20 protein-coding genes are annotated in these 24,727 nt (G+C 61.8%); 11 read left to right on the top strand and 9 right to left on the bottom strand.

The window, feature by feature from the left end; translation table 11 throughout:
• Positions 1 to 2: 2 nt before the first annotated feature.
• Positions 3 to 1,859, top strand: coding sequence for a DUF2264 domain-containing protein (locus tag NMA58_RS20660; RefSeq protein WP_434711759.1), 1,857 nt, complete (start codon positions 3 to 5; stop codon positions 1,857 to 1,859).
• Positions 1,856 to 2,866, top strand: coding sequence for a hydroxyacid dehydrogenase (locus NMA58_RS20665; RefSeq protein ID WP_434711761.1), 1,011 nt, complete (start codon positions 1,856 to 1,858; stop codon positions 2,864 to 2,866). The genes NMA58_RS20660 and NMA58_RS20665 overlap by 4 nt, the downstream gene beginning before the upstream one ends.
• 26 nt (positions 2,867 to 2,892) lie before the next feature.
• Here the strand turns inward: NMA58_RS20665 and NMA58_RS20670 are convergent, their stop codons facing one another.
• The 5 genes from NMA58_RS20670 to NMA58_RS20690 form a co-directional block, all read right to left on the bottom strand.
• On the bottom strand, positions 2,893 to 4,170 hold the full coding sequence (locus NMA58_RS20670) for a Gfo/Idh/MocA family protein (protein ID WP_430960643.1): 1,278 nt from the start codon (positions 4,168 to 4,170) through the stop codon (positions 2,893 to 2,895).
• 149 nt (positions 4,171 to 4,319) lie between these two features.
• On the bottom strand, positions 4,320 to 5,150 hold the full coding sequence (locus NMA58_RS20675) for a sugar phosphate isomerase/epimerase family protein (protein WP_434711762.1): 831 nt from the start codon (positions 5,148 to 5,150) through the stop codon (positions 4,320 to 4,322).
• Between the two features lie 30 nt (positions 5,151 to 5,180).
• Positions 5,181 to 6,344, bottom strand: coding sequence for a dihydrodipicolinate synthase family protein (locus NMA58_RS20680; protein ID WP_434711763.1), 1,164 nt, complete (start codon positions 6,342 to 6,344; stop codon positions 5,181 to 5,183).
• 3 nt (positions 6,345 to 6,347) lie between these two features.
• Positions 6,348 to 7,496, bottom strand: coding sequence for a Gfo/Idh/MocA family protein (locus NMA58_RS20685; RefSeq protein ID WP_434711764.1), 1,149 nt, complete (start codon positions 7,494 to 7,496; stop codon positions 6,348 to 6,350).
• A 129-nt stretch (positions 7,497 to 7,625) separates the two neighbouring features.
• A complete protein-coding gene (locus NMA58_RS20690) occupies positions 7,626 to 8,303 on the bottom strand; it encodes a TetR/AcrR family transcriptional regulator (RefSeq protein WP_434711765.1) in 678 nt (225 codons plus the stop codon).
• A 264-nt stretch (positions 8,304 to 8,567) separates the two neighbouring features.
• Between NMA58_RS20690 and NMA58_RS20695 the strand changes: the two genes are divergently transcribed.
• The 7 genes from NMA58_RS20695 to NMA58_RS20725 all read left to right on the top strand — a co-directional run bounded on the left by NMA58_RS20695 (position 8,568) and on the right by NMA58_RS20725 (position 17,341).
• Positions 8,568 to 9,854: an ABC transporter substrate-binding protein gene (locus NMA58_RS20695; protein WP_434711766.1), complete on the top strand. Its 1,287-nt coding sequence runs from the start codon at positions 8,568 to 8,570 to the stop codon at positions 9,852 to 9,854.
• Between the two features lie 6 nt (positions 9,855 to 9,860).
• Complete coding sequence (locus NMA58_RS20700; RefSeq protein WP_085776486.1) at positions 9,861 to 10,820, top strand: carbohydrate ABC transporter permease; 960 nt, start codon at positions 9,861 to 9,863, stop codon at positions 10,818 to 10,820.
• A complete protein-coding gene (locus tag NMA58_RS20705) occupies positions 10,813 to 11,700 on the top strand; it encodes a carbohydrate ABC transporter permease (protein ID WP_088396864.1) in 888 nt (295 codons plus the stop codon). The genes NMA58_RS20700 and NMA58_RS20705 overlap by 8 nt, the downstream gene beginning before the upstream one ends.
• Positions 11,700 to 12,797 carry a Gfo/Idh/MocA family protein gene (locus NMA58_RS20710; protein ID WP_434711768.1) on the top strand — a complete coding sequence of 366 codons (1,098 nt, stop codon included), beginning with the start codon at positions 11,700 to 11,702 and terminating at the stop codon, positions 12,795 to 12,797. The genes NMA58_RS20705 and NMA58_RS20710 overlap by 1 nt, the downstream gene beginning before the upstream one ends.
• A 27-nt stretch (positions 12,798 to 12,824) precedes the next feature.
• Entirely contained in the window at positions 12,825 to 13,901 is a 1,077-nt protein-coding gene (locus NMA58_RS20715; RefSeq protein WP_430960649.1) for an ABC transporter ATP-binding protein, read from the top strand.
• 113 nt (positions 13,902 to 14,014) lie between these two features.
• On the top strand, positions 14,015 to 14,890 hold the full coding sequence (locus tag NMA58_RS20720; protein ID WP_434711770.1) for a phosphotransferase: 876 nt from the start codon (positions 14,015 to 14,017) through the stop codon (positions 14,888 to 14,890).
• Positions 14,891 to 17,341 carry a GcvT family protein gene (locus tag NMA58_RS20725; protein WP_434711772.1) on the top strand — a complete coding sequence of 817 codons (2,451 nt, stop codon included), beginning with the start codon at positions 14,891 to 14,893 and terminating at the stop codon, positions 17,339 to 17,341.
• Positions 17,342 to 17,590: 249 nt separating this feature from the next.
• Here NMA58_RS20725 and NMA58_RS20730 read toward each other — a convergent pair whose 3' ends face one another.
• Positions 17,591 to 19,048, bottom strand: coding sequence for a mannitol dehydrogenase family protein (locus tag NMA58_RS20730; protein ID WP_184459814.1), 1,458 nt, complete (start codon positions 19,046 to 19,048; stop codon positions 17,591 to 17,593).
• Entirely contained in the window at positions 19,045 to 20,460 is a 1,416-nt protein-coding gene (gene uxaC, locus NMA58_RS20735) for a glucuronate isomerase (RefSeq protein ID WP_434711773.1), read from the bottom strand. The genes NMA58_RS20730 and uxaC overlap by 4 nt, the downstream gene beginning before the upstream one ends.
• Before the next feature lie 180 nt (positions 20,461 to 20,640).
• Between uxaC and NMA58_RS20740 the strand changes: the two genes are divergently transcribed.
• On the top strand, positions 20,641 to 20,850 hold the full coding sequence (locus NMA58_RS20740) for a SlyX family protein (protein ID WP_434711774.1): 210 nt from the start codon (positions 20,641 to 20,643) through the stop codon (positions 20,848 to 20,850).
• A 53-nt stretch (positions 20,851 to 20,903) separates the two neighbouring features.
• Here NMA58_RS20740 and NMA58_RS20745 read toward each other — a convergent pair whose 3' ends face one another.
• Both NMA58_RS20745 and NMA58_RS20750 read right to left on the bottom strand, forming a co-directional pair.
• Positions 20,904 to 22,385: an NAD-dependent succinate-semialdehyde dehydrogenase gene (locus tag NMA58_RS20745; RefSeq protein ID WP_434711775.1), complete on the bottom strand. Its 1,482-nt coding sequence runs from the start codon at positions 22,383 to 22,385 to the stop codon at positions 20,904 to 20,906.
• Positions 22,386 to 22,425: 40 nt separating this feature from the next.
• Positions 22,426 to 23,706 carry a 4-aminobutyrate--2-oxoglutarate transaminase gene (locus NMA58_RS20750; protein ID WP_430960656.1) on the bottom strand — a complete coding sequence of 427 codons (1,281 nt, stop codon included), beginning with the start codon at positions 23,704 to 23,706 and terminating at the stop codon, positions 22,426 to 22,428.
• 163 nt (positions 23,707 to 23,869) lie between these two features.
• Here NMA58_RS20750 and NMA58_RS20755 point away from each other — a divergent pair, with 163 nt between their 5' ends.
• The gene (locus NMA58_RS20755) at positions 23,870 to 24,679 is read left to right on the top strand and encodes a MerR family transcriptional regulator (RefSeq protein WP_434711776.1); all 810 of its coding nucleotides are present in this window, start codon (positions 23,870 to 23,872) and stop codon (positions 24,677 to 24,679) included.
• Positions 24,680 to 24,727: the final 48 nt, after the last annotated feature.

A 24,727-nucleotide genomic window follows, 5' to 3' on the forward strand; every position in this document is an offset into this window, starting at 1 on the left:
CGATGACTTACGATCCCGCCAGCGCCAATCCGCTTGCCGGCAATCCGCTTGAAACCCGCGCCGATATGAGCCACGCGCTGCTTGCTCTCTTCGATCCGCTGCTTTCCTGTTTTTCCAAGGGCAATGCCCGCGTCAGGCTCAGTGGCGCCGCCGCCCATTTCGACCGGGCAGCCGCCGATCTCGAGGGCTTTGCCCGGCCACTCTGGGGCTTGGCGCCTTTTGGCGCCGGCGGCGGCGACTTCGCCCATTGGCAGCGTTTTGCCGAAGGTATCGCAAACGGCACCGACCCTGCCCATCCCGAATATTGGGGAACAGTCAATGGCCGGGATCAGCGGATGGTCGAGCTTGCTGCGCTCGGCTTTGCCCTGGCGCTGGTGCCGGAAGAGATCTGGGAGCCGCTCGATGCGCGCGCCCGCAGCAATGTCGTCGCCTATCTCAAACATGCCAGGCAGTTCGACTATGCCGACAATAACTGGAAATTTTTCCGCATCTTCGTCGATATCGCCCTCGATCGTCTCGGCGCCGAATTCGACCGCAGCCTGACGCGGCAATATCTGCAGGAACTCGAAGGCTTCTATATCGGCGACGGCTGGTATCGCGACGGCAACGTGCGCCGCATCGACCATTACATCCCCTTCGCCATGCATTTTTATGGCCTGATCTATTCGAAGCTCGTCGATGACGATTACGCCAAGCGCTACCGCGAGCGCGCCGTCCTTTTCGCCCGGGATTTCCGCCACTGGTTTGCCGCCGACGGGGCGACGATTCCGTTCGGCCGCAGCCTGACTTATCGTTTTGCCTGCGCCGGCTTCTGGTCAGCGCTCGCCTTTGCCGATGTCGAGGCTTTGCCCTGGGGTGAGGTCAAGCATCTCTGCCTGCAGCATCTGCGCTGGTGGAGGGACAAGCCGATTGCCGACCGCGACGGCGTGCTGTCGATCGGTTTCGGCTATCCAAACCTCTTGATGTCGGAGAGCTATAATTCCGCCGGCTCGCCCTATTGGGCCTTGAAGGCTTTTCTGCCGCTTGCGATCTCGGAGGACCACCCGTTCTGGACCGCTGAAGAAAAGCCGCCGCAGCAGACGTCGGCAGTCGTTCCCCAGCGCCATCCCGGCATGGTGATCATGCGGGCGGGCAGCGATGTCGTCGCATTGTCTTCCGGCCAGGAAAACTTGCAGATGCGTTTCGGCACGGAAAAATACGCCAAATTCGCCTATTCCACCCGCTATGGCTTCAGCGTCGAATCCGATGAGCGCGGCTTTGCCCTCGCCGCCTTCGATTCGATGCTGGCTTTCAGCGAAGACGGCCTGCACTACCGCGTGCGAGAGACGAATGAACAGGCAAAACTCGCGGGCGACGTGCTTTATGCGAAATGGTCACCTTTCCCCGATGTCAGCGTCGAGAGCTGGCTCGCGCCCGCGGCCCCCTGGCATATCCGCCTCCACCGGATCAGGGCGGCCCGGCCGCTGAGGGTCGCCGAAGGCGGCTTCGCCATCGCCCGCCGGGATTTCGAGCTGGACACGCTGTCGGCTTCGGATGGCGCTGCCTATGCGATCGGCGAAGCCGATTTCACCGGCATTCTCGACTTGGGATCGTCGATCAAACGCGCCGGACTCGCGCAGAAGGCCCAGCCCAATACCAATGTAATCGTTGCCAAGACCATCGTGCCGCAACTGCGCGGTCAGATCCCGGCAGGTGAGACCATCCTGGTGACGGCGGTGCTGGCGCTCGGCAATCCCGCCGCCGTTTCGTCCGACTGGGCGCGGCCGCCGAAAGCGCCTGATATTACGGCGCTGGAGGCGCTGGTGCGGGAAAAGGGCGTAACCGTCAGCGCCATCGAAGCGCCGGGTCAGATGCCATGAGCCGCCCGGCCATCGTCCTTGCCAAGGAACCGTCGCGCACGGAACATGTCCTGCCCGACGAGATCCTGCGCCGGCTCGATACGATCGGCCGTCTGCTCGATCCCGAGCCGCTGCAGCGGCTGGACGACGCGCGGGCAAGACGCCTGCTTCCAGAAGCGGAGATCCTGATCACCGGCTGGGGAGCGCCCTATATCGGCTCTGAAATTCTCGCCGCTGCGCCGCGGCTTCGTCTCGTCGTCCATGCGGCGGGCACGGTGAAGGGCATCATCGACGATGCCATCTTCGAAGCCGGTATAGCGGTGAGCCACGCGGCCGAGGCCAATGCGGTTCCCGTTGCCGAATTCACGCTCGCCGCGATCCTCTTTGCCGGCAAACGCGCCTTCCGCTTCCACGATCTTTACGTCGCCGACCGCAATCGCGATCGGACCTATCCGATGCAGCGCGAAGCGATCGGCAACTATGGCCGCACCCTCGGGATCGTCGGCGCCTCGCGCATCGGCAGGCGGGTGATCGAACTCCTGAAACCCTTCGACTACAGGGTGCTGCTGTTCGATCCAATGCTCGGAGCGACCGAAGCAGCCGGACTGGGAGCGGAAAAGGTCGATCTCGAGGAGTTGATGCGGCGCGCGGATATCGTTTCCCTGCACGCGCCATCACTGCCGTCGACGCGGCATATGATCGATGCGCGAAGACTGTCGCTGATGAAGGATGGGGCAACGCTCATCAACACCGCGCGCGGCATTCTCATCGATGAGGCCGCGTTGCTGTCGGAGCTGAAGACCGGCCGCATCGATGCGGTCATCGACGTCACCGATCCGGAAATTCCGGAGGCAGGTTCGATCTTCTACGATCTGCCGAATGTTTTCCTGACACCGCATATTGCCGGCGCCATTGGCCTGGAACGGGCGCGTCTCGGCGTGATGGCGGCGGATGAGGTCGAGCGTTTTGTGACCGGCCGGCCGTTGCTCTACCAGATCCGCCGGCAAGATCTCGAAAACATCGCCTGACGCGCGCCATCGCGCTGGCCATGCGGTCAGCGTGGTGTTCTCAACGAATTTGGCGAACCGTCATTGGCAAGCTCGGGCATCAGTTCGGCGATATCGACCACCTTGCCGGTGCGCGAGCTCGTCAGCGCCGCAATGCCGCAGAGCACGGACATGGCGCCCGCCCGTGTGCCGGCGCGCTGGCCGAGCCGATCTTCCATATCAGGCTTGAAGATCATGTTGCGCATCCGGTCGTCGCCGCCGTAATGGCCGCCTGTGAAATGCGGCACGACGATGCGCTCCACCGCTTGCCTGCCGTTCGGGAAATTGCGGATGAGCAGGATTGTATCCTGCTTCGGCTCTTCCCATGGCTGGGCCTCGTACTGGCGAAGCTCGATGCGTCCCTTGGTACCGTTGAAGGCCAGGTGATGGCCCTCGATCGGCTGGAAGGTATTCAGCGAATAGGAGACATGGACGTTGTTGCGGTAGCGGATGGACACGACCATCGTGTCGGGGATGTCGATGTCCTCGCGGAAGACGCAGCCGTCCCGGAAATAGCCGTCGATCTTCGAAGGATCCTCATAGAGCTGGTCGAGGAACGGATCCTTTTCGATATCGAGATAGTAGTCGCATTCCTGCGCATGCGGACAGAGCTTGCAGCGAGGGCCGCGAAACGGGCCCTTGCGGCCATAATTCTGCAGGTCGGCGAAGGAGGTGACGGACTCGGGATCGCTGTCGAGATACCAGTTCAGCAGATCGAAATGATGAGTGGCCTTGTGGACGAACAGGCTGCCGGAATTTTCCGTATAGGCATGCCAGCGGCGGAAATAATCGGCGCCGTGCTTGGTGTTGAGATACCAGTGGAAGTCGACCGAGGTTACCCGGCCGATCTCGCCGGCATTCAGCAGTTCCTTGATCTTTGCGGCCGTCGGCGCATAGCGATAGTTGAAGGAGACGTCGACCCGCCGGCCGGTGCGCTTCTCGGCGTCGAGAATCCGGCGAATTTTCTCGATCGAGGTGGTCATCGGCTTCTCGGTGATGACGTCGATGCCGGATTCCAGCGCCCGCACGATGATATCGTCATGCGTATGGTCGGGCGTGCAGACGATGGCGAGATCCGGCCTCTGCTCGGCAAGCATGGAATCGATGTTGTCATAGAGCGGCGCATTGCTGCCGATCATGTTGCGGGCGCGCTCGCCGCGAAGCGCGTTCTTTTCGACGATGGCTGTGAGGTCGACATGCTCCCGCCAGCCGGCAAGCAGGTCCTTGCCCCACATGGTGGTGCCGCGGTTACCGGTGCCGATCAGGGCAAAACGGCGTTTCTCCATCGAATGACTCCTCTTTCATACGTGATGAAACAATTGGATTTCAGAGCAATTCCAGCAAAAGTGTGCAGCGGTTTTTGCGTCCGGAATTGCGTAAAAACAAAGAGACAGAGCATTTTCGTGTTTCGAAGAAAAACGGAAATGCTCAAGAATCAGATCTGGCAGCAGCTCCGGAAGCGCTCGACGCAGGTGGCGATCACCTCGTCGGCCGGACGCTTCCACCAGTTTTCGGCCGAAAAGATCTCCACTTCCTGCGCGCCGAAGAAACCGGCAGCCTCGATCATCCGTCTTATGCCCTTCAGGTCGATGACGCCATCGCCCATCATGCCGCGGTCGAGCAGCATGTCCTTCGTCGGCGCCAACCAGTCGCAGATGTGATGGGCGAAGATGCGTTTCATGCGTCCGGCGCGGGCAATCTGGTTGGCAAGATCGGGATCCCACCAGACATGGTAGACGTCGATCGCAACGCCGACATCCTCGCCGAGCGGCTCGCACATGTCGAGCGCCTGGCCGAGCGTGTTCACGCAGGCCCGGTCGGCGGCATACATCGGGTGCAGCGGCTCGATCGCAAGTTTCACGCCGGCAGCCTGCGCATGCGGCAGCACGGCGGCAATGCCGTCGAATACCATTTGACGAGCCGTGACGATATCTTTCGAAGCACCCGGCAGGCCGCCGACGACGAGCACGAGGCAATCGGCGGAAAAGGCCGCCGCCTCGTCGATGGCCTGTCTGTTGTCATCGAGGTTCTTCTGCCAGTCGGCCTCGGTTGCCGCCGGAAAGAAGCCGCCGCGGCAAAGGCCGGTCAGTTTGATGCCGTTCGACTTGACGATCCGCACTGCTTCGTCGAGACCCGCCTTGGCGACCTGGTCGCGCCAGGGTGCGATCGATGTGATGCCGTGCTTCAGGCAGATATCGACGGCTTCGGCAAAGCCGCATTGCTCGCGGATCGTCGCCAGATTGATCGAAAGTCCTTCGACCTGCATATCATTTCTCTCCCATAGCCGCACCGGCACTCACTGAACACCGTGGACGGCAAGCACCTGTTTCATGCGATCAGTCGCGAGTTCCGGATCGGCAAGAACGCGGGCCTTGTCGGCCAGGCGGAAAAGTTCAGCCAAATGCGTCAGCGAACGCGTGCTCTGCTGGCCGCCAACCATCGTGAAATGATCCTGCAACCCGTTGAGATAGGCGAGGAAGACGACACCGGTCTTGTAGAAGCGGGTCGGCGCCTTGAAGATGTGGCGCGATAGCGGCACGGTCGGCTCCAGCAGATCGAAGAACTCGTGGTTGCTCTTGCGGCCAAGCGCGTCGAGCGCGGCGGACGCCGCCGGCGCGATAGCGTCGAAGATGCCGAGCAGCGCGTCCGAATGGCCCGCTTCGTCGCCGGCGATCAGTTCGGCATAGTTGAAGTCGTCGCCGGTATACATGCGCACCGCTTTCGGCAATTGCCGGCGCATGGTCACTTCCTTCTCCTTGGAAAGGAGCGAGATCTTGATGCCGTCGACCTTGGCGGCATTGGCTTCGATCACCTGCAGACACGTTTCCATTGCCTTCAGGTGGTCGCCGTTGCCCCAGTATCCCTCGAGCGCCGGGTCGAACATTTCTCCCAGCCAATGGATGATGACGGGTTCTTTTACCTGGCGAAGGATGCGGTCATAGACCCTGATATAATCGTCGGGTCCCTTCGCGGCGACGGCAAGCGCCCGGCTCGCCATCAGAATGATGCGGCCGCCGGCCGCCTCCACCGCTTCGATCTGCTCTTCATAGGCCTTGATGATCGTGTCGATGGTCACGTCGGGACCAGGCGACAGATGATCGGTGCCGGCGCCGCAGGCGATCAATGCGTCCTTACGGCCGGCCGCTTCGGCAAGTGCCCGGCGGATGAGGTCGCGCGCCTCCGGCCAGCCGAGGCCCATGCCGCGCTGCGCCGTATCCATCGCTTCGGCAACGCCGAGGCCGAGATCCCAGAGCCGGTGGCGGAAGGCCAGCGTCCGCTCCCAGTCGATCGCCGGCGTCAGCCAGGGATCGTTGTCGGCGAGCGGATCGGCGACCACGTGAGCGGCGGCAAAGGCGATGCGCGGGAAGCTCTTGGCGTCGCGTCTCTTCAGCTCGATCGGTGTGCCGGTCAGCGTATAGGGAACGATCTTGCCGTCGAGGGGGAGATTGATCGTCGTCACGGCTCAAAACTCCAGCGCGGGAACGTCGAGCCAGCGGCGCTCGGCCCAGGATTTCAGGCCGAGTTCGGCAAGCTGCACGCCCTTGGCGCCGGCTTCCAGCCCATAGGGCCACGGCGCATCTTCGACGACATGGCGGATGAACATTTCCCACTGCGCCTTGAAGCCGTTGTCGAAGGCCTGCGTATCGGGAACCTCGTCCCAGGTCTTGTAGAAGTCGATTGTCTGCGGCTGATCGGGGTTCCACACCGGCTTCGGCGTGTTGACGCGATGTTGGCTCCAGCATTTCGTCAGGCCGGCGACGGCCGAACCATGCGTGCCGTCGACCTGGAAGGTGACGAGATCGTCGCGGCGCACGCGCACCGCCCAGGAAGAGTTGATCTGCGCGATCGCGCCGCCTTCGAGTTCGAAAGTCGCATAGGCCGCATCGTCCGTGTCGCAATCATAAGGCCTGCCCTGCTCGTCGATGCGCCGGGGAATATGGGTGGCGCCGAGGCAGGAGACAGCCTTTACTTCGCCGAACAGGTTGTCGAGCACGTAGCGCCAGTGGCACAGCATATCGAGGATGATGCCGCCGCCGTCGCCCTTGCGGTAGTTCCAGGAGGGGCGCTGGGCGGGTACGCCCCAATCGCCCTCGAAAACCCAGTAGCCGAATTCGCCGCGCACCGAGAGGATCTTGCCGAAAAAGCTGGAATCCCTCAGCAGCGCCAGCTTGCGCAGGCCGGGCAGGAACAGCTTGTCCTGCACGACGCCGTGCTTGAGGCCGGAGCGCCGTGCCTTGCGGGCGAGATCGATCGCCACCTGCAGATCGTCGGAAATCGGTTTTTCGCAATAGACGTGCTTGCCGGCGTCGAGCGCTTTGGACAAAAGCTCGGCGCGCATCAGCGTCGTGCCGGCATCGAAGAAGATCGTGTCGTCGGGATTGGCGAGCGCAGAATCGAGATCGGTCGACCAGCGTTTGATGTTGTGCTTCTTCGCCAGCTCTTCCATCTTGGCGCCGTTGCGGCCGACGATGATCGGGTCGATCTCGAGTTTCTCGCCCGATTTCAGCGTGATGCCGCCCTGGTCGCGGAAGGCCAAGATAGAGCGCACCAAGTGCTGGTTGTAACCCATGCGGCCGGTGACGCCGTGCAAGATGATCCCCAAGCGTGCCATGTTTTCCTCCCTGCAATCTTTGCGGTGGGAGCGGGCGTCCTGGCCCGGCCCTCCCAAGCCGGTAACTAAACGGTTACTTGATGGCAGAAGAGCGGCGAGCCTGTCAATAGTCAAATCCTGCTTTCGGTATCAGCGCCGGATCGAGGCGAGCGTGACGTGGACGATATGCCTCTCCCAGGCACTGAGATTGGCCGGCTCAATCAGGTCGCGGCCGAAGATCGTCGAAAGCGTGTACTGGTTGGAAAGGTAGAAATAACCGAGCGAGGCAATCGTCAGATAGACGTGCAGGGGATCGGCGGTCTCGATGAAGACGCCTTGTTTCTTTCCCTGCTCGAGCACTTGGGAAAGCTCGCCGATCAGATGCGAATGCAGCTCCTTGAGCCGGACGGATTGGCGCAGCCACCGGGCGCGGTGCAGGTTTTCGGTGCCGAGCAGGCTCAGGAATTCCGGGTGCTGGAGGAAATAGCGCCAGGTGAAGAGCGCGAGTTCGCCGATGCCTTCCTCCGGGCTGCGGTCGCCGATATGCAGCGCGCGTTCTGCCGTGCGGATTCCGACATAGGCCTCTTCGAGCACCTTGAGGTAGAGCTGCTCCTTGTCGCCGAAATAATGGTAGAGCATGCGTTTGTTGGTGCCGGCGCGTTCGGCGATGGCGTCGACACGGGCTCCGCCCATGCCGTTTTCGGCAAATTCCCGAGTTGCCGCTTCAAGGATCGCGGCGCGTGTCCGCTCCGGATCGCGCTGCGCCGTCCGCTCCGTGGACGGTCGCCGCGTCTGTTTCTTGTCCCTGTTTTCCCCGCTGTCGTTCATCGCTCCACCCCTGTCTTCACGTGTTGCGCTCATAAGCCTTCGGTGCGAAATTGTAAAAACCGAATTTGGAAGGGCGGCTCACTGGAGCGGAATGCTGAAAGCATGATGTCGCCGTGAACCTCCAGCGCTTTCGGCATCATGCTCTGACCGACACCGCTTGACAGGCTTGCCGCTTTGCTCGTAGCTTGTAACCAATTAGTTATTTGCGCAAGCAAAACTAAATTGGAAGCGTGTGGAGGCGCTTCCCTTTGGAGGAGGAAAAAAATGACTCTACGTGTTAGCAGACGTAATTTCGTTGCAGGAAGTGCGGCGCTTCTGTCGCTTTCGGCGCTCGGAACCAGCGCCTTGGCACAGGAAACGCGCCTGCGTCTCCTATGGTGGGGCTCGCAGCCGCGCGCCGACCGCACCAATAAGGTCTCGGAACTTTACAAGGCGAAGAATGCCGGTACCGCCATCACCGGCGAGTTTCTCGGCTGGGCCGATTACTGGCCGCGGCTTGCAACCCAGGTCGCCGGTCGTAACGCGCCGGACATCATACAGATGGACTATCGCTATATCGTCGAATATGCCCGGCGAGGCGCCCTTGCCCCTCTGGAATCCTACATGCCGTCGAAGCTGCAGTTGGAGGATTTCGACCAGGCGCAGATCGAAGGTGGCAAGGTCGATGGCCATCTCTATGGCGTCAGTCTCGGTGCCAACTCGGCCGCAACAGTGCTGAATGCCGCAGCCTTCAAGGAGGCGGGTATTGATATGCCGACGCAGAAGACGACGTGGGAAGAATTCGGCAAGATTGGCGCTGAGATGACCAAGGCCGGTAAGCGCAAGGGTTACTTCGGCTTTGCCGACGGCAGCGGTGTCGAGCCTGCTCTTGAAAATTACCTCCGCCAACGGGGCAAGGCGCTATACACGGCCGACTCAAAGATCGCTTTCGGTCCTGAAGAAGCTACCGAATGGTTCGATATGTGGGCGAAGTTCCGCGAAGCCGGAGCTTGCGTCACACCTGATATTCAGGCTCTGTACAAAGACACGATTGATACCAGCCCGCTTACGCTTGGTAAGGCTGCCTGCGATTATGCGCATAGCAACCAATTCGTCGGCTATCAGGCCATGGTCAAGGACAAGCTGGCTCTGACCAATTACATGCGCATTACTCCGGAGTCGAAGGGCGGCCACTACCGCAAGCCTTCGATGTTCTTCTCAGTCTCAGCGCAGTCGAAGGTGATGGATCAGGCAGTTGATTACGTCAACTTCTTCGTCAAAAATCCGGAAGCCGCGGTGATCCTCGACGTGGAGCGTGGCATTCCTGAATCAAAGGCAATGCGAGATGTCGTAGCGACCAAGCTGGACGAAACCGGAAAGGTTCCGCTTGACTATGTCGCCGGCCTCGGCGATCTCGCTGGCCCGCTGCCGCCCCCTCCGCCGACCGGTGCAGGCGAAGGCACCCTCATTCTCCGCAACATCGCTGAACAGGTCGCCTTCGGTCAGCTGTCTCCCTCCGATGGCGGCAAGCAGCTTGTGGACGAAATCACGCGAATTCTCGCACGAGGCTGATCCCGTATGAGCAATGCGATGCGCACGCCCGCAGGGGCCATAACAGTGGAAAGATATCAGGGGGCCGTGGCCGAAGGACGCTTCAGGCGTCTTTGGAATGCCAATGCTCCCGGCTATCTCTTCCTCCTTCCGTGGCTCATCGGCTTTTTCGGGCTGACGCTCGGGCCGGCCCTGATTTCGCTCTACCTCTCCTTCACCGACTTCGACATGCTGCAGTCGCCGCGGTGGGTAGGAATGGCGAATTACGTGCGCATCGCCACGGCGGATCCGAAATTCTCGGCCGCCATGCACGTCACCCTGACCTATGTCGTCTTTTCGGTGCCGTTCAAGCTCACCTTTGCCTTGCTGGTCGCCATGGCGCTGAACCGCGGCCTGCGCGGTCTGCCTATCTACCGTGCCATCTTCTATCTGCCGTCGCTGCTCGGCGGCAGCGTCGCGATCGCCGTGCTCTGGCGCCAGCTTTTCGCCAGCGACGGCCTCGTCAACGCCGCCCTCGCCCAGATTGGCATCGAAGGGCCGAGCTGGATCTCGCATCCGAACTATTCGATCTATACGCTGGTCGCGCTGTCCGTCTGGCAGTTCGGTTCGCCGATGATCATCTTTCTCGCCGGCCTGCGCCAGATCCCGCAAGACATGTATGAGGCGGCCAGCCTCGACGGCGCCTCGAAATTCCGGCAGTTCTACAAGATCACTCTGCCGCTTCTGACGCCGGTGATCTTCTTCAACGCTGTCGTGCAGACGATCGAAGCCTTCAAGGCCTTCACGCCCGCCTTCATCATATCGGGCGGCACCGGCGGCCCGATCAACTCGACACTGTTCTACACGCTCTACCTCTATCAGGAGGCCTTCGGCAATTTCCGCATGGGCTATGCCTCGGCCCTTGCCTGGATCCTGGTGGTTATCATCGCGATCTTCACCGCCTTCTCCTTCCTGAGCTCGCGTTATTGGGTGCACTACGATGACTGAGATGACCGCTTCCGTGACTGCGGCCAGGCCGCCATCCGATATCACCAAACGCAGCCTGCCCGGGTCGCTCATTGTCCACGCCCTGCTGATCGCCGCTTCGCTGCTCATGGTCTATCCGTTGCTGTGGATGGTTTCGGCTTCGGTCAGGCCGGAAACCGAGATCTTCTCGTCGACTTCGCTCATTCCGTCGTCGATCGATTTTTCGTCTTATGCGCGCGGGTGGGTCGGCCTCGACGTCAGCTTCGGACGATTCTTCTGGAATTCGCTCGTCATCTCGCTGCTGGTCGTGACAGGCAATGTCATCGCCTGCTCGCTGACGGCCTTCGCCTTTGCCAGATTACGTTTTGCCGGCCGGAACTTCTGGTTCGCGATCATGCTCGGCACGCTGATGATCCCCTATCACGTGACGCTGATTCCGCAATATGTGCTGTTCCTCAACCTTGGCTGGGTCAACACCATCCTGCCGCTCGTCGTGCCGAAGTTTCTGGCAAGTGACGCCTTCTTCATCTTCCTGATGGTGCAGTTCTTCCGCGGCATCCCGCGCGAACTCGACGAGGCAGCGATGATGGACGGCTGCAGCGCCTGGCGGATCTATTGGAAGATCATGCTGCCGCTGTCGCTGCCGGTGCTGGCAACGGCCGCCATCTTCTCCTTCATCTGGACCTGGGACGATTTCTTCGGACCTCTGATCTATCTGAACGACATGAACACCTACACGATCCAGCTCGGTCTGCGCACCTTCGTGGATTCCACCAGCGCTTCGGATTGGGGTGGTCTCTTCGCCATGTCGACCCTGACGCTGGTGCCGGTGTTCTTCTTCTTCCTGTTCTTCCAGCGCCTGCTGATCGAAGGCATCGCCACGACCGGCATGAAACGCTGATGGCGGCAATGGAAAAGAGTGACATGAGCATCAAGACCGTCGCGATCGTCGGCTGCGGCATTGGCCGTTCGCATATCGTCGAAGGCTATCTGCCGCATTCCGATAAGTTCAAGGTGGCGGCGATCTGCGATCTGAACGAAGAACGCATGGCCGCCGTCGGCGACGAGTTCGGCATCGAACGCCGCACCACCTCTTTCGAGACGCTGCTGGCCGACGAAACGATCGACATCATCGATATCTGCACCCCTCCCGGCATTCATCTGGAGCAGGTCGTCGCCGCTCTCGGTGCCGGCAAGCATGTCGTCTGCGAAAAGCCGCTGACGGGCTCGCTCGCCGGCGTCGATACGATCATGGAAGCGGAAAAGACTGCCAAAGGCGTGCTGATGCCGATCTTCCAGTACCGCTACGGCGACGGCATCCAGAAAGCCAAACGGATCATCGATGCCGGCATTGCCGGCAAGCCCTATACGGCTTCCGTGGAAACCTTCTGGCTGCGCAAGCCCGAATATTACGCCGTGCCCTGGCGCGGCAAATGGGCGACCGAACTCGGCGGCGTGCTCGTCACCCATGCCCTGCACCTGCACGACATGCTGATGCATCTGATGGGTCCAGCGGCAAGGGTCTTCGGCCGCGTCGCCACCCGCGTCAATGATATCGAGGTCGAGGATTGTGCCTCCGCCAGCCTGCTGATGGAAAACGGCGCCTTCGTCTCGCTGTCCTGCACGCTCGGCTCGCAGGAACAGATCAGCCGGCTGAGACTGCATTTCGAAAATGTCACCTTCGAAAGCACGCACGAACCCTATACGCCGGGCAAGGATCCCTGGAAGATCATCGCCGCCAGTGACGACGTTCAGGAAAAGATCGATCGCGTGGTCGGCGACTGGCAGCCCGTTGCGCCGCGCTTCACCACCCAGATGGGTCAGTTCCACGCCTTCCTCAGCGGCACTGGACCCCTGCCGGTGACTACGAAGGATGCGCGCCGTGCGCTCGAACTCGTCACCGCCATCTACCAGTCTTCCGACAGCGGCGCCGAAGTGCCGCTGCCGGTCGGTCCCGACAGTCCGAAATACGCCGATTGGCGCGCAAGAACGAAGTAACCTGTAAAAGAGAGGGGTTTTGAGAAGATGGCAACCAGTGTCGTTCTTCAGAAGGTCGAGAAGCGCTACGGCGCAATGGATGTGATCCATGGCATCGACCTGACGATCGATCCCGGCGAATTCGTCGTTTTCGTCGGCCCCTCGGGCTGCGGCAAATCCACCCTTCTGCGGATGATCGCCGGCCTCGAGGAGATCTCGGGCGGCGCGCTGCTGCTCGACAGCGAACGCATGAACGAGGTGGCGCCCGCCAAGCGCGGCATCGCCATGGTCTTCCAGTCCTACGCCCTCTATCCGCATATGTCGGTTTACAAGAACCTCGCCTTCGGTCTGGAGACGGCGGGGTACAAGAAGGCCGAGATCCAGCCGAAAGTAAAGCGCGCCGCCGAGATCCTGCAGATCGAGAAGCTCCTTGAGCGGAAGCCGAAAGCGCTCTCCGGCGGCCAGCGCCAGCGCGTGGCGATCGGCCGCGCCATCGTGCGGGAACCACGCATCTTCCTGTTCGACGAACCGCTGTCCAACCTTGATGCCGAACTGCGCGTGCAGATGCGTGTCGAGATCTCCCGCCTGCATCGGCAGCTCGGCAACACGATGATCTACGTCACGCATGATCAGGTCGAGGCCATGACGATGGCAGACAAGATCGTCGTGTTGAATTCAGGCCGCATCGAGCAGGTCGGCGCGCCTCTCGATCTCTACAACAACCCGGCGAACCGTTTCGTCGCAGGATTCATCGGCAGCCCGAAGATGAATTTCCTCAAGGCCCGCATCGAAAAGGTCGGCGAGGCCGAAACCAGCATTCACGTCTGCGGCAACTCCGTCCGCCTGCCGCGCCGGCTGAAAGGCGAGGCCGGTCAGGAGGTCACCTTCGGCATTCGTCCCGAACATCTTTCGCTTACAGAGGGCGCCATCACGCTCTCGACCGTCAATGTCGATCTCGTCGAAAATCTTGGCGGCGCCACCATGCTTTACACTACGACGCCGGATGGGCAGCTCTTGACGATCGCCCTTGACGGCCAGCAGAAGGTCGAGCGGGGCGCCAATGTGAAGACCTTCTTCGATCCCGCCCGCTGCCACGTATTCGACGCCGCCGGTAAAACGATCTGACTCTCGGGAGCGCTCCCGCGAGTCCGGAAGGATGCGTGGCGCTGCCGCCGCTGCTTGACAGCCGATCCTGCTCTGTCCCATCATTTCGGAAGGGTCCGCAAGGAGGGGTGAGCATGACGCCTGAGGATAGGATTCATGCGCTTGGCATCTGGCAGGGCTCGATCGAAATATCGCCGATAGCAGGCGGCATCACCAACAGGAACTATCTGGTCAGCGATGCCGTCGCGCGTTGCGTGGTGAGATTGGGCACCGACATTCCGATCCATCACATCAGCCGCCTGAACGAGCTTGCCGCCAGCCACGCCGCACATGCCGCCGGCCTGTCGCCTGCCGTCATTCACTATTCGCCTGGCGTGCTGGTGCTCGAATATATCGAGGCGAGGGCGCTTTTGCCGGAGGATATCAGGGCGCCTGGCATGCTTGCCCGCGTGGTCCCGCTGGTGCGTGCCTGTCACCATGATATCGCCCGGCATTTCCGCGGCCCGGCGATGATCTTCTGGGTCTTCCACGTCATTCGCGATTATGCCGCCAACCTGAAAGCGGCAGGCAGCGCCTACCTTCCCTTGCTTGCGACACTCCTCACCAAGGCCGAGACACTGGAAGAAGCGGCAGGACCTTTCGATATCGCCTTCGGCCACAATGATCTGCTGGCAGCCAATTTTCTCGATGACGGCAAGCGGCTTTGGCTGATCGACTGGGACTATGCCGGCTTCAACACGCCGCTTTTCGATCTTGGTGGATTGGCCTCCAACAACGAACTGCCGGAATCGGCCGAGCGGCTGATGCTGGAAATCTATTTCGACCGGCCGCCAGCCGATGAGCTGATCAGACGATACGCCGCGATGAAATGCGCCTCGCTCCTGCGCGAGACGCTCTGGAGCATGATTTCGGAAATCCATTCCACCATCGATTTCGACTATGCCACCTACACGGCCGAGAATCTCGCGCGTTTCGAGCGCGCCTACCAAGCCTTTGAACGGGACCAATAAATGACGAGACAGTTACCGAAGACGGCAAAGGCCGTGGTCATCGGCGGCGGCATCATCGGCTGCTCGACAGCTTATCATCTCGGCAAGCTCGGCTGGACCGATACCGTCCTGCTCGAACGCAAGAAGCTCACCTCCGGCACCACGTTCCACGCCGCCGGCCTCGTCGGCCAGCTGCGCACGAGCGCCAACATCACCCAGTTGCTCGGTTACTCCGTCGATCTCTACAAGCGGCTGGAGGCGGAAACCGGCCTCGGCACCGGCTGGAAGATGAATGGCGGTCTGCGCCTTGCCTGCAATGAGGAACGCTGGACGGAAGTAAAGCGCCAGGCGACCACGGCTCAATCCTTCGGCCTGGACATGCAGTTGCTGACGCCGCAGGAAGCCTTCGATCTCTGGCCGCTGATGACGATTGACGATCTCGTCGGCGCCGCCTTTCTTCCAACCGACGGTCAGGCCAACCCCTCCGACATCACCCAGGCGTTGGCGAAAGGCGCCCGTATATCGGGCGTCTCGCTTTTCGAGGATACCGAGGTTCTCGATCTCGACATCGACAAGGGAAAGGTCCGTGCCGTCATCACCGCTGAGGGGCGCATCGAATGCGAGCGGGTCGTCGTCTGTGCCGGCCAATGGACGCGCGCCTTCGCCGCCCGCTTCGGCGTCAACGTGCCGCTGGTCTCCGTCGAGCACCAATATATCATCACCGAATCCTTCGGTGTGCCTTCTAACCTGCCGACGCTGCGTGATCCCGATCGGCTCACCTATTACAAGGAGGAGGTTGGCGGCATCGTCATGGGCGGCTATGAGCCGAATCCGATTGGCTGGGCGAAAGATGGGATCCCCGAGGGTTTCCACTACACGCTGCTGGACAGCAATTTTGAGCATTTCGAGCAGATCATGGAGCAGGCGCTCGGCCGTGTTCCGGCGCTGGAGAAAGTCGGCGTCAAGCAGCTCTTGAACGGCCCGGAAAGCTTCACGCCGGATGGCAATTTCATTCTGGGCGAGGCGCCGGAGCTGAAGAATTTCTTCGTCGGCGCCGGCTTCAACGCCTTCGGCATCGCGTCTGCCGGCGGCGCCGGCATGGCGCTTGCCGAATGGGTGACGAAGGGAGAGCCGCCCTATGATCTCTGGCCGGTCGACATTCGCCGTTTTGGACGCCCGCATTTCGATACCGACTGGGTGCGCACCCGCACGCTCGAAGCCTATGGCAAACACTACACCATGGCCTGGCCGTTCGAGGAGCATTCGAGCGGCCGCCCCTGCCGCAAATCGCCGCTCTATGACCGGCTGAAGGCACAGGGCGCCTGTTTCGGCGAGAAGCTCGGCTGGGAGCGGCCGAACTGGTTTGCCGATCTCTTCGCCAATGAAGAGCCACGGGATATGTACAGCTATGGCCGTCAGAACTGGTTCGAGGCCGTCGGCCGCGAGCATAAGGCGGTGCGCGAAGCGGCGGTCATCTTCGACCAGACCTCCTTTGCCAAATTCGTGCTGAAGGGCAGGGATGCCGAGGCAGCACTCTCCTGGATCGCTTCCAACGATGTCGCAAAGCCTGTGGGATCGCTCGTCTACACCCAGATGCTGAACGACAGGGGTGGCATCGAATGCGATCTGACCGTCGCCCGTATCGCCGAGAACGAATATTACATCGTCACCGGCACGGGTTTTGCCACCCACGACTTCGATTGGATCGCACGCAATATTCCGGACGAGATGCATGCCGAACTTGTCGACGTCACGTCAGCTTATTCCGTTCTGTCGCTGATGGGGCCGAATGCGCGAGCGGTGCTCGAAAACGTGACCGGCGCCGATGTCTCCAATGCGGCCTTCCCCTTCGGCCAGGTCAGGACCATCGGCATATCGGGCTGCCCGGTGCGCGCGCTGCGCATTACCTATGTCGGCGAACTCGGCTACGAGCTGCATGTCCCAGTCGAATTTGCCACCACAGTCTATGACGTGCTGATGGCATCAGGCGGCGAATTCGGCCTTGTCAATGCCGGCTATCGCGCCATCGAGAGCTGCCGTCTGGAAAAGGGGTATCGCGCCTGGGGATCCGATATCGGCCCCGATCACACGCCTGTCGAAGCCGGCCTCGGCTGGGCGGTGAAGATCCGCAAGAACATCCCCTTCCGCGGCCGCGGGGCGATCGAGCGGCAGCTGAAGGACGGCGTGAAAAAGCGCCTTGGCTGCTTCGTTCCCGACGATCCCAATACAGTGCTGCTCGGCCGCGAAACCATCTATCGCGACGGCAAGCGTGTCGGCTGGCTCTCGAGCGGCGGCTTCGGTTATACGCTTGGGAAGGCGATCGGCTACGGCTACGTCCGCAATCCCGAGGGGGTGACCGAGGATTTCGTCCTCTCCGGCGTCTATGAGCTCGACGTCGCAAGGGAACGCATTCCCTGCAAGGTGTCGCTGGCGCCGCTCTATGATCCGGAGATGGCGCGCGTGAAGGGCTGACATGAAGTGACGCGAAGAGACGGCGTGCCGTGGGACACCCCCCTCTGCCCTGCCGGGCATCTCCCCCACAAGGGTGGAGATCGGCAAGAGGCGACCGCTCGGTCCCTTTCCAGCAATTCACGGACTGCCAAGCGGTGTTGTTTGGCGAAACCGCTGGGCCCAGCCGATCTCCCCACCTGTGGGGGAGATGCCCGGCAGGGCAGAGGGGGGTGCCAAACGGCAAGCCCTTTGCTGAAAGCCTTCAAGCTCTCAAAACAGCGGCAGCCGGTCGTCCTGGATCAAGATCTCGAGCTTGTCCGAAACATCCTGCGTCCAGGCCCGGAATCTTGTCAAAGCCGACGGGAAGAGGCCGGGCAGGGTGAAGAGCGCCGCCGAAATCGCCGGACCGGTGCGGGGGACATCGGCAATCAGCGCGGCGATTTCCTGAGCGCGGGGATCGCGCAGCTCATAGCGTTCGCCATTGCCGCGCTCGCCCATCGCATAACGCATCCATGCCGCGACGGCGATCGCATAGGTCTCCGCCCTGTCGCCATGGGCTAGCGCCTCGCAAGCCGGCTCCAGCAGGCGCTGCGGCAGTTTTTGCGTGCCGTCCATGGCGATCTGGTAGGTGCGATGCGCGATCGCCTTGTTTGCAAAGCGTGCTATCAATTCCTTGGCGTAATCGTCGAGATTGATGCCCGGCACGGCGTCGAGCGTTCTCGCGGCCGCGTGCATGTGGCGGTAGGCAAGGGCGGCGAGGCCCGCATCATCCATCACGTCGCGAATGAATTCATAGCCGCCGATATAGCCGAGATAGGCAAGCAACGAATGCGCGCCGTTCAGCATCCTAAGCTTCATTTTTTCGTAGGCCGAAACTTCCTCGACCATCAGCGCGCCGCGCACCTTTTCCCAGGCCGGCCGACCATTAGCGAAATGGTCTTCGATGACCCATTGCGTAAAGGGCTCGGTCTCGATCGCCGCCATATCGGTGCGGCCCGTCAGGCGTTCGGCATCGGCATACGTCGCTTCGGTGCTTGCTGGCGTGATGCGGTCGACCATCGTCGAAGGGAAGGGGACATTCGCTTCGATCCAGCGATGCAGGTCGGGATCGATGCGTGAGGTGAATTCCAGCACGAGTCGCCTCAGCACCGCTCCATTGCTCGGCAGGTTGTCGCAGCTGAGCGGCGTGAAGGGCGCTACACCCTTCTGCCGGCGGCGTGCGAGGCCTTCGACGAGATAACCGATGACGCCGCGCGGCGCATGCCGGTTGGCGAGGTCGGCGACGATGTCGGGATGTTTGAGGTCGAGGCCGCCGGTTGCGGGATCGAAGCCATAGGCTTTTTCCGTGACCGTCATGCTGACGATGCGGATGGCGGGATCCTCGAGCCGTGCCAGCAGTCCGGCCGGATCGCGCGGCGCAACATGCGCCTTCAGGATCGAGCCGATCACTTCGGCCGTGGTGCCTGACGTGTCGCGGATCAGCATCGTATAGAGGCCGTTCTGGGCGGAGAGATTATCCGCGACGTCGGGCGTGCGCAGGCTCGCCACCTCGATGCCCCAGTCGCCGCCTGCGGCCGCAAGCGCAGCATCCGTGAAGGGTGCGAAATGGGCGCGGAAGAAGGCGCCCGGGCCGAGATGCAGGATGCCGGCCTTCAGCGCATTCCTGTCATAGGCGGGAAGCTTCGCCGTCGGCGCAAGGCCGGTCACGTTCTGCAGTCTATCGCTCACAGCTTATAGGCCTTCTTTGCATTGTCATAGGAGAGTTCGCGCGCGACAATCTCGGCTTCCTTCCTGGAAATCCGGTGCTCGGCGGCGAGCCCAGCGAGGAAGCGGCAGACTTCGCGCCGCCAGACGTCATGGCGGGCCGGGATCGACAGCAGCGCGCGCGTGTCGTCGTTGAAACCAGCCATATTGGCGAAACCGGCAGTCTCGACCACCTGGTCGAGATAGCGGCGAATCCCGAGCGGGCTGTCATGGAACCACCAGGGCGGGCCCACCATCAGGCAGGGCCAATGGCCCGCCATCGGCGCCAGCTCCCGCGCATAGGTCGTCTCGTCGAGCGTGAACAGCAAGATGCGCAGGCCCGGCGCATGGCCATATTTGGAAAGCAGCGCATTGAGGCCGCCGACCCAGTCTGTGCGTGTAGGGATATCGGCGCCCATATTGGGGCCGCGGGTGGCAAAGAGCCCGCTGTCGGTATTGCGTCTCGAGCCCGCATGGATCTGCATTACCATGCCGTCCTCGGCCGAAAGACCGGCCATTTCGGTCATCATCTGGCCGCGAAAGAGCTCGGCGTCAACAGCCGAAAGCGGGCCCTTTAACGCCTTGTCGAGCAGCGCCTGCTTTTCGGCAAGCGGCAGATCGGCGGTGAAAGCCGTGGGCACGCCGTGATCGGTCGCCGTTGCGCCGAACTGGCGGAAATAGGCGCGCCGACGCCGATGCGCCTCGATCAGGCCGTCCCAGCGCGTGACATCGGCGCCGGTGATCTCTCCGAATTTGACGAGATTGTCGCGGAAGCCGACGGCATCGGGATCGGTGACGCTGTCCGGCCGGTAAGTGGTCCGGACCTTGCCGATCCAGCCCTCCGCCGCCATTTTCTGGTGATGGACAAGCGGGTCGAGCGCGCCTTCCGTCGTCGCGATCGTTTCGATGCCGAATCGCTGATGCAGCGCCCGCGGGCGGAATTCGGGACGGGCGAGCTGGGCATTGATGTGATCGTAGAGCGCGTCGGCATTATCAGCCGTCAGCGGCTCGGTGCAGCCGAGCACGACTGACATCGCGTGGTCCACCCAGAGGCTCGAGGGCGTTCCGCGGAAGAGATGGTAATGTTTGGCAAAGGTCCGCCAGATGGCACGGCCCTCGGCCACTGGCTTGCCGTCGAGCCTGGGAACGCCGAGTTGGTCCAGGGCGACGCCGACGCTGTGCAGCATGCGGAAGAGATAATGATCGGGAATGACCAGCAGCGAGGCCGCATCTTCGAAGGGCTTGTCGTCGGCGAACCAGGATGGCTCGGTGTGCCCGTGCGGGCTGACGATCGGAAGATTGCGCACTGTCTCGTAGAGGTCCCGCGCGATGGTCCGTGTCGCCGGGTCGGCCGGAAAGAGCCGGTCCGGATGAAGAAAGCCGTTGCCTGCGTCCATCAGTATTCCTCCCTGATGGATAGGGCACTACCCCACAACATCAGGCACGGCAAGGTCTTTTGGTAACCAAACGGTTCAGTTTTGCGCATGGCCGCGCCGGCGGTCGAAAACATTGACGTGGCGGCCTATTTCCGCTTTGGAAAACTCATCTATTCTGCCGGTGTCGGCAAAGGAGGATCGATGTCCGACGAGACCAACCGCATCACCCGGCTGGAGGAAATGCTGGCCTATCAGGCAAAGACGATCGAGGAGCTTTCCGATCAACTCGCCGAACAATGGAAAATCGTGGAGCAGATGCGCACCAAGCTCGACCGGCTGACAGAACGCTTTCTGTCGCTCGAGGAGCAGACGCTGGAAGCACCCTCGATCACCCGGCCGCCGCACTATTGAAGGCATGGCGGCATTGCGCCGCCTGCCAGTGCTTCTCGGATCAATGCAGCAGGTCAGACCCCGCCGATGCAGAGATATTTCATCTCCAGATAGTCGTCGGCGCCGTGGCGCGAGCCCTCGCGGCCAAGGCCCGATTGTTTGATGCCGCCGAAGGGCGCCGTCTCTGACGACATCAGGCCGGTATTGATGCCGATCATGCCATATTCCAGCGCTTCCGCCACCCGCCAGACCTTCTTGAGGTCGCCGGCATAGAAATAGGCGGCCAGGCCGAATTCCGTGTCGTTGGCCTGAGCAATGACGTCCTCGGCCGTCTCGAAGCGGAAGAGCGGCGCTACCGGCCCGAAGGTTTCCTCGCGCGCCACCGTCATACCGCGGGTCACGCCGGTCAGCACTGTCGGCGCAAAGAAGGTGCCGGTGCCGTCGAGGCGCTTGCCGCCGGTCAGAACATTGGCGCCCTTAGCAAGCGCGTCGCCGACATGGTCCTCCACCTTGGCGAGCCCCTGCTCGTCGATCAGCGGCCCGATCTCGACACCCGGCTTGAACCCGTCGCCAACCGACATTGCGGCGACTTTGGCGGCGAGCTTGGCGGCAAAGGCGTCATAGACGTTTGATTGGATATAGAGGCGGTTGGCGCAAACGCAGGTCTGCCCTGCATTGCGATATTTGGAGGCGATCGCGCCCTCCACTGCGGCGTCGAGATCAGCATCATCAAAGACAATGAACGGCGCATTGCCGCCGAGCTCCAGGCTCACCTTCTTGATCTGGTCGGCGCATTGCCGCATCAGGATACGGCCGACCTCGGTCGAGCCGGTGAAGCTGATCTTGCGCACTTTTTCATTGCCGCAGAGCTCGCGGCCGATCGCCGGGCCATCGAGCCCGACAATGAGATTGAAGACGCCGGCGGGAATGCCGGCCTGTTCGGCGAGCACGGCAAGGGCAATCGCCGTCAGCGGCGTCTGCTCGGCCGGCTTCGACACGACAGTGCAGCCGACGGCAAGCGCCGGCGCGATCTTGCGGGCAATCATCGCCGCCGGGAAATTCCACGGCGTGATCGTGCCAACGACGCCGACCGGCTGCTTGATGACGATCATGCGTTTATCGTTGGAAGGCGCCGGGATCGTCTCCCCGTAAATGCGCTTGGCCTCTTCCGCATACCATTCGATATAGGCGGCGGCATAAAGGATCTCGCCGCGTGCTTCCGGGAAGGGCTTGCCCATTTCGGCCGTCAGGATCGCCGCGAGTTCGTCGGCATTGGCGACGATCAGGTCGAACCATTTGCGCAGGATGACGCTGCGCTCCTTGGCCGGGCGGGCAGCCCAGGCCGGCTGGGCGGCATAGGCCGCATCGATCGCCGTTCGCGTTTCGGCTGCGCCCATATCGGGCAGGGAGGCGAGCAGCTCGCCGGTTGCCGGGTTGAGCACGTCGAAAGTTCCAGCAGCATTGCCTGATGTCCAGACGCCGTTGATGTAGCCGGCGTCGCGAAGCAAGGGAGAAGAGAAAGGAACGTGCTTTGTCAGTGCGGTGGTGAAAGCCATGTCATATCCTCATTGGGAATTGAATGCGGTTCCGATGCGGTCACTTGCCCGTGCTTGCTTCCAGCATTGACGTCTCGAGAATGTCGAGCGCCTCGCCAAAGACCTCGTCCTGAATGGTGATCGGCGCGAGGAAGCGGATGACGTTGCCATGGACGCCGCAGGTGAGCAGGATCAGCCCCTTGTCGAGCGCTGTCAGCCGCACCTTGTTGGCGAAGTCAGCACTCGGCAATCCCGTCGTCCGGTCATTGAATTCGACGGCGTTCATGAAGCCGGGTCCGCGAATATCGGCAATCTCCGGCACCTTCTCGCGCAAGGATTCAAGCCGCTGCTTCAGCCGTCCGCCGAGCTGGTTGGCGCGACTGCAGAGGTCTTCGTCCGCGATGACGTCGAGGACGGCATGGGCAGCTGCGATGCCGAGCGGGTTGCCGCCGTATGTGCCGCCGAGCCCGCCCGGTCCCGGCGCGTCCATGACTTCGGCGCGGCCGGTGACGGCAGCAAGCGGGAAGCCGCCGGCAAGGCTTTTCGCCATCGTCGTCAGGTCGGCGGCCACCTCATGATGATCCATCGCGAACATTCTGCCGGTGCGGGCAAAACCGGTCTGCACCTCGTCAGCGATCAAGAGGATGCCGTGCTGGTCGCAGAGTTCGCGCAGTGCTTTCATGAAGGCCACGGGCGCCGGATAGAAGCCGCCTTCGCCCTGCACCGGCTCGAGGATAATGGCGGCGACGCGCTGCGGATCGACATCGGCGGCGAAGAGTTTCTTCAGCGCTGCGAGCGATTGGTCGACGGAGACGCCGTGAAGTTCTACCGGGAAAGGAACATGGAACACGTCGCCGGGCATCGCGCCGAAGCCGACCTTGTAGGGCACGACCTTGCCGGTCAGCGCCATGCCCATGAAGGTGCGGCCATGGAAACCGCCGCTGAAGGCGATGACGGCCGAGCGGCCGGTTGCCGCGCGTGCAATCTTGACGGCATTCTCGACCGCCTCGGCGCCAGTGGTGACGAAGATCGTCTTCTTCTGGAAATTGCCGGGCAACAGCGCGTTCAACCGTTCGGCAAGGCTGACGTAGTTCTCGTAGGGCACGACCTGATGGCAGGTGTGGGTAAAGTGGTCGAGTTGCTCCTTGACCGCTGCGATAACCCTGGGATGGCGGTGACCGGTGTTGAGCACGGCGATGCCGGCGGCGAAATCGATATAGCGGCGGCCCTCCTTGTCCCAGATTTCGGCATTCTCTGCGCGGTCCGCATAGATCTGGGTGGTCATGCCGACACCGCGCGAAATCGCGGCATTCTTCCGGTCGGTAAGGTGTGTCGCGGTCATCGATCTGCTCCCGTTTGAAGTTTTTGGATTTATCTTACATAAGTTCTGTAAGATACTCTGGAAATTCCTACATTTTTTCTGCAAGAAAACAAGCGGCATTTTTTGCTTCAAACATCACGCAATTTGATGAATGCTCGCGCAACGAGAATCGGGGTATTGGCTGATGAGTGACAACGGGCCTGTGCGCTACAAGGTGGCGGAGGCCGCGCGGCTGGCGGGCGTCTCCGCCTCGACGTTGCGCCTCTGGGAAAGCCAGGGTCTGGTCGTTCCCGGCCGCTCCGAAACCGGCCATCGCCAATATAGCGCCGACGACGTGGCGCGACTGAAGCGCATCTCCTGGTATCGGGCCGAGCGCGGTCTCAATCCCGCGGCCATTCGCGAGGCGCTGGAGAGCGAGGAACCTTCCGCCGACGGTGCCGAACCCGGCCAAGATTCCGGCCTCGGCCGTAAATTGCGGAGCCTCCGCCACGCCGCGGGCAAAACGCTTGATCAGGTCGCCGGTGATATCGGCATCACCGCTTCGACGCTCTCGACGCTGGAACGCACCTCGCAAGGCGTCGGATTCAAGACGCTGCACGACCTCGCCGAATATTACGCCACCACCGTCTCCCGCCTCTCCGGCGCGGAAAGCGAGGAGGTGCCGGCAGTGATACGCGCCGGCGAGTGGCGCACCTGGCCGGAAACGACCCCCGGAGTCACGGTGCAGCTGCTTGCCGAAGGCCGAAGGATGATGGATTGCCACCGTTTCGTGCTGGCGCCCGGCGCCGCCAGCGAGGGCGCCTATCGCCACGAAGGCGAGGAATTCATGCATGTCCTGTCCGGCCGGCTGGAACTGGTGCTCGACAGCGACCAGTTCTTCGATCTCGGCCCGGGCGATTCAATGTATTTCGAAAGCCGCCGCTACCATTCCTGGCGCAACCGCCACGATGGCGAAACCGTGCTCCTCTGGATCAACACGCCGCCGACATTCTGAACCAGCCGCAGCAGGAAGCAGTTTCGCAATGTGTGCCTTTGCGCTATA

It is taken from the genome of Rhizobium sp. YTUHZ045, from assembly GCF_051124255.1.
Classification (GTDB): Bacteria; Pseudomonadota; Alphaproteobacteria; order Rhizobiales; family Rhizobiaceae; genus Rhizobium.

Coding starts and splice junctions, on each gene's coding strand:
- NMA58_RS20660 (WP_434711759.1), top strand. CDS start 3: ATGACTTACGATCCCGCCAGCGCCAATCCGCTTGCCGGCAATCCGCTT.
- NMA58_RS20665 (WP_434711761.1), top strand. CDS start 1,856: ATGAGCCGCCCGGCCATCGTCCTTGCCAAGGAACCGTCGCGCACGGAA.
- NMA58_RS20670 (WP_430960643.1), bottom strand. CDS start 4,170: ATGGAGAAACGCCGTTTTGCCCTGATCGGCACCGGTAACCGCGGCACC.
- NMA58_RS20675 (WP_434711762.1), bottom strand. CDS start 5,150: ATGCAGGTCGAAGGACTTTCGATCAATCTGGCGACGATCCGCGAGCAA.
- NMA58_RS20685 (WP_434711764.1), bottom strand. CDS start 7,496: ATGGCACGCTTGGGGATCATCTTGCACGGCGTCACCGGCCGCATGGGT.
- NMA58_RS20690 (WP_434711765.1), bottom strand. CDS start 8,303: ATGAACGACAGCGGGGAAAACAGGGACAAGAAACAGACGCGGCGACCG.
- NMA58_RS20695 (WP_434711766.1), top strand. CDS start 8,568: ATGACTCTACGTGTTAGCAGACGTAATTTCGTTGCAGGAAGTGCGGCG.
- NMA58_RS20700 (WP_085776486.1), top strand. CDS start 9,861: ATGAGCAATGCGATGCGCACGCCCGCAGGGGCCATAACAGTGGAAAGA.
- NMA58_RS20705 (WP_088396864.1), top strand. CDS start 10,813: ATGACTGAGATGACCGCTTCCGTGACTGCGGCCAGGCCGCCATCCGAT.
- NMA58_RS20710 (WP_434711768.1), top strand. CDS start 11,700: ATGGCGGCAATGGAAAAGAGTGACATGAGCATCAAGACCGTCGCGATC.
- NMA58_RS20715 (WP_430960649.1), top strand. CDS start 12,825: ATGGCAACCAGTGTCGTTCTTCAGAAGGTCGAGAAGCGCTACGGCGCA.
- NMA58_RS20720 (WP_434711770.1), top strand. CDS start 14,015: ATGACGCCTGAGGATAGGATTCATGCGCTTGGCATCTGGCAGGGCTCG.
- NMA58_RS20725 (WP_434711772.1), top strand. CDS start 14,891: ATGACGAGACAGTTACCGAAGACGGCAAAGGCCGTGGTCATCGGCGGC.
- uxaC (WP_434711773.1), bottom strand. CDS start 20,460: ATGGACGCAGGCAACGGCTTTCTTCATCCGGACCGGCTCTTTCCGGCC.
- NMA58_RS20740 (WP_434711774.1), top strand. CDS start 20,641: ATGTCCGACGAGACCAACCGCATCACCCGGCTGGAGGAAATGCTGGCC.
- NMA58_RS20745 (WP_434711775.1), bottom strand. CDS start 22,385: ATGGCTTTCACCACCGCACTGACAAAGCACGTTCCTTTCTCTTCTCCC.
- NMA58_RS20750 (WP_430960656.1), bottom strand. CDS start 23,706: ATGACCGCGACACACCTTACCGACCGGAAGAATGCCGCGATTTCGCGC.
- NMA58_RS20755 (WP_434711776.1), top strand. CDS start 23,870: ATGAGTGACAACGGGCCTGTGCGCTACAAGGTGGCGGAGGCCGCGCGG.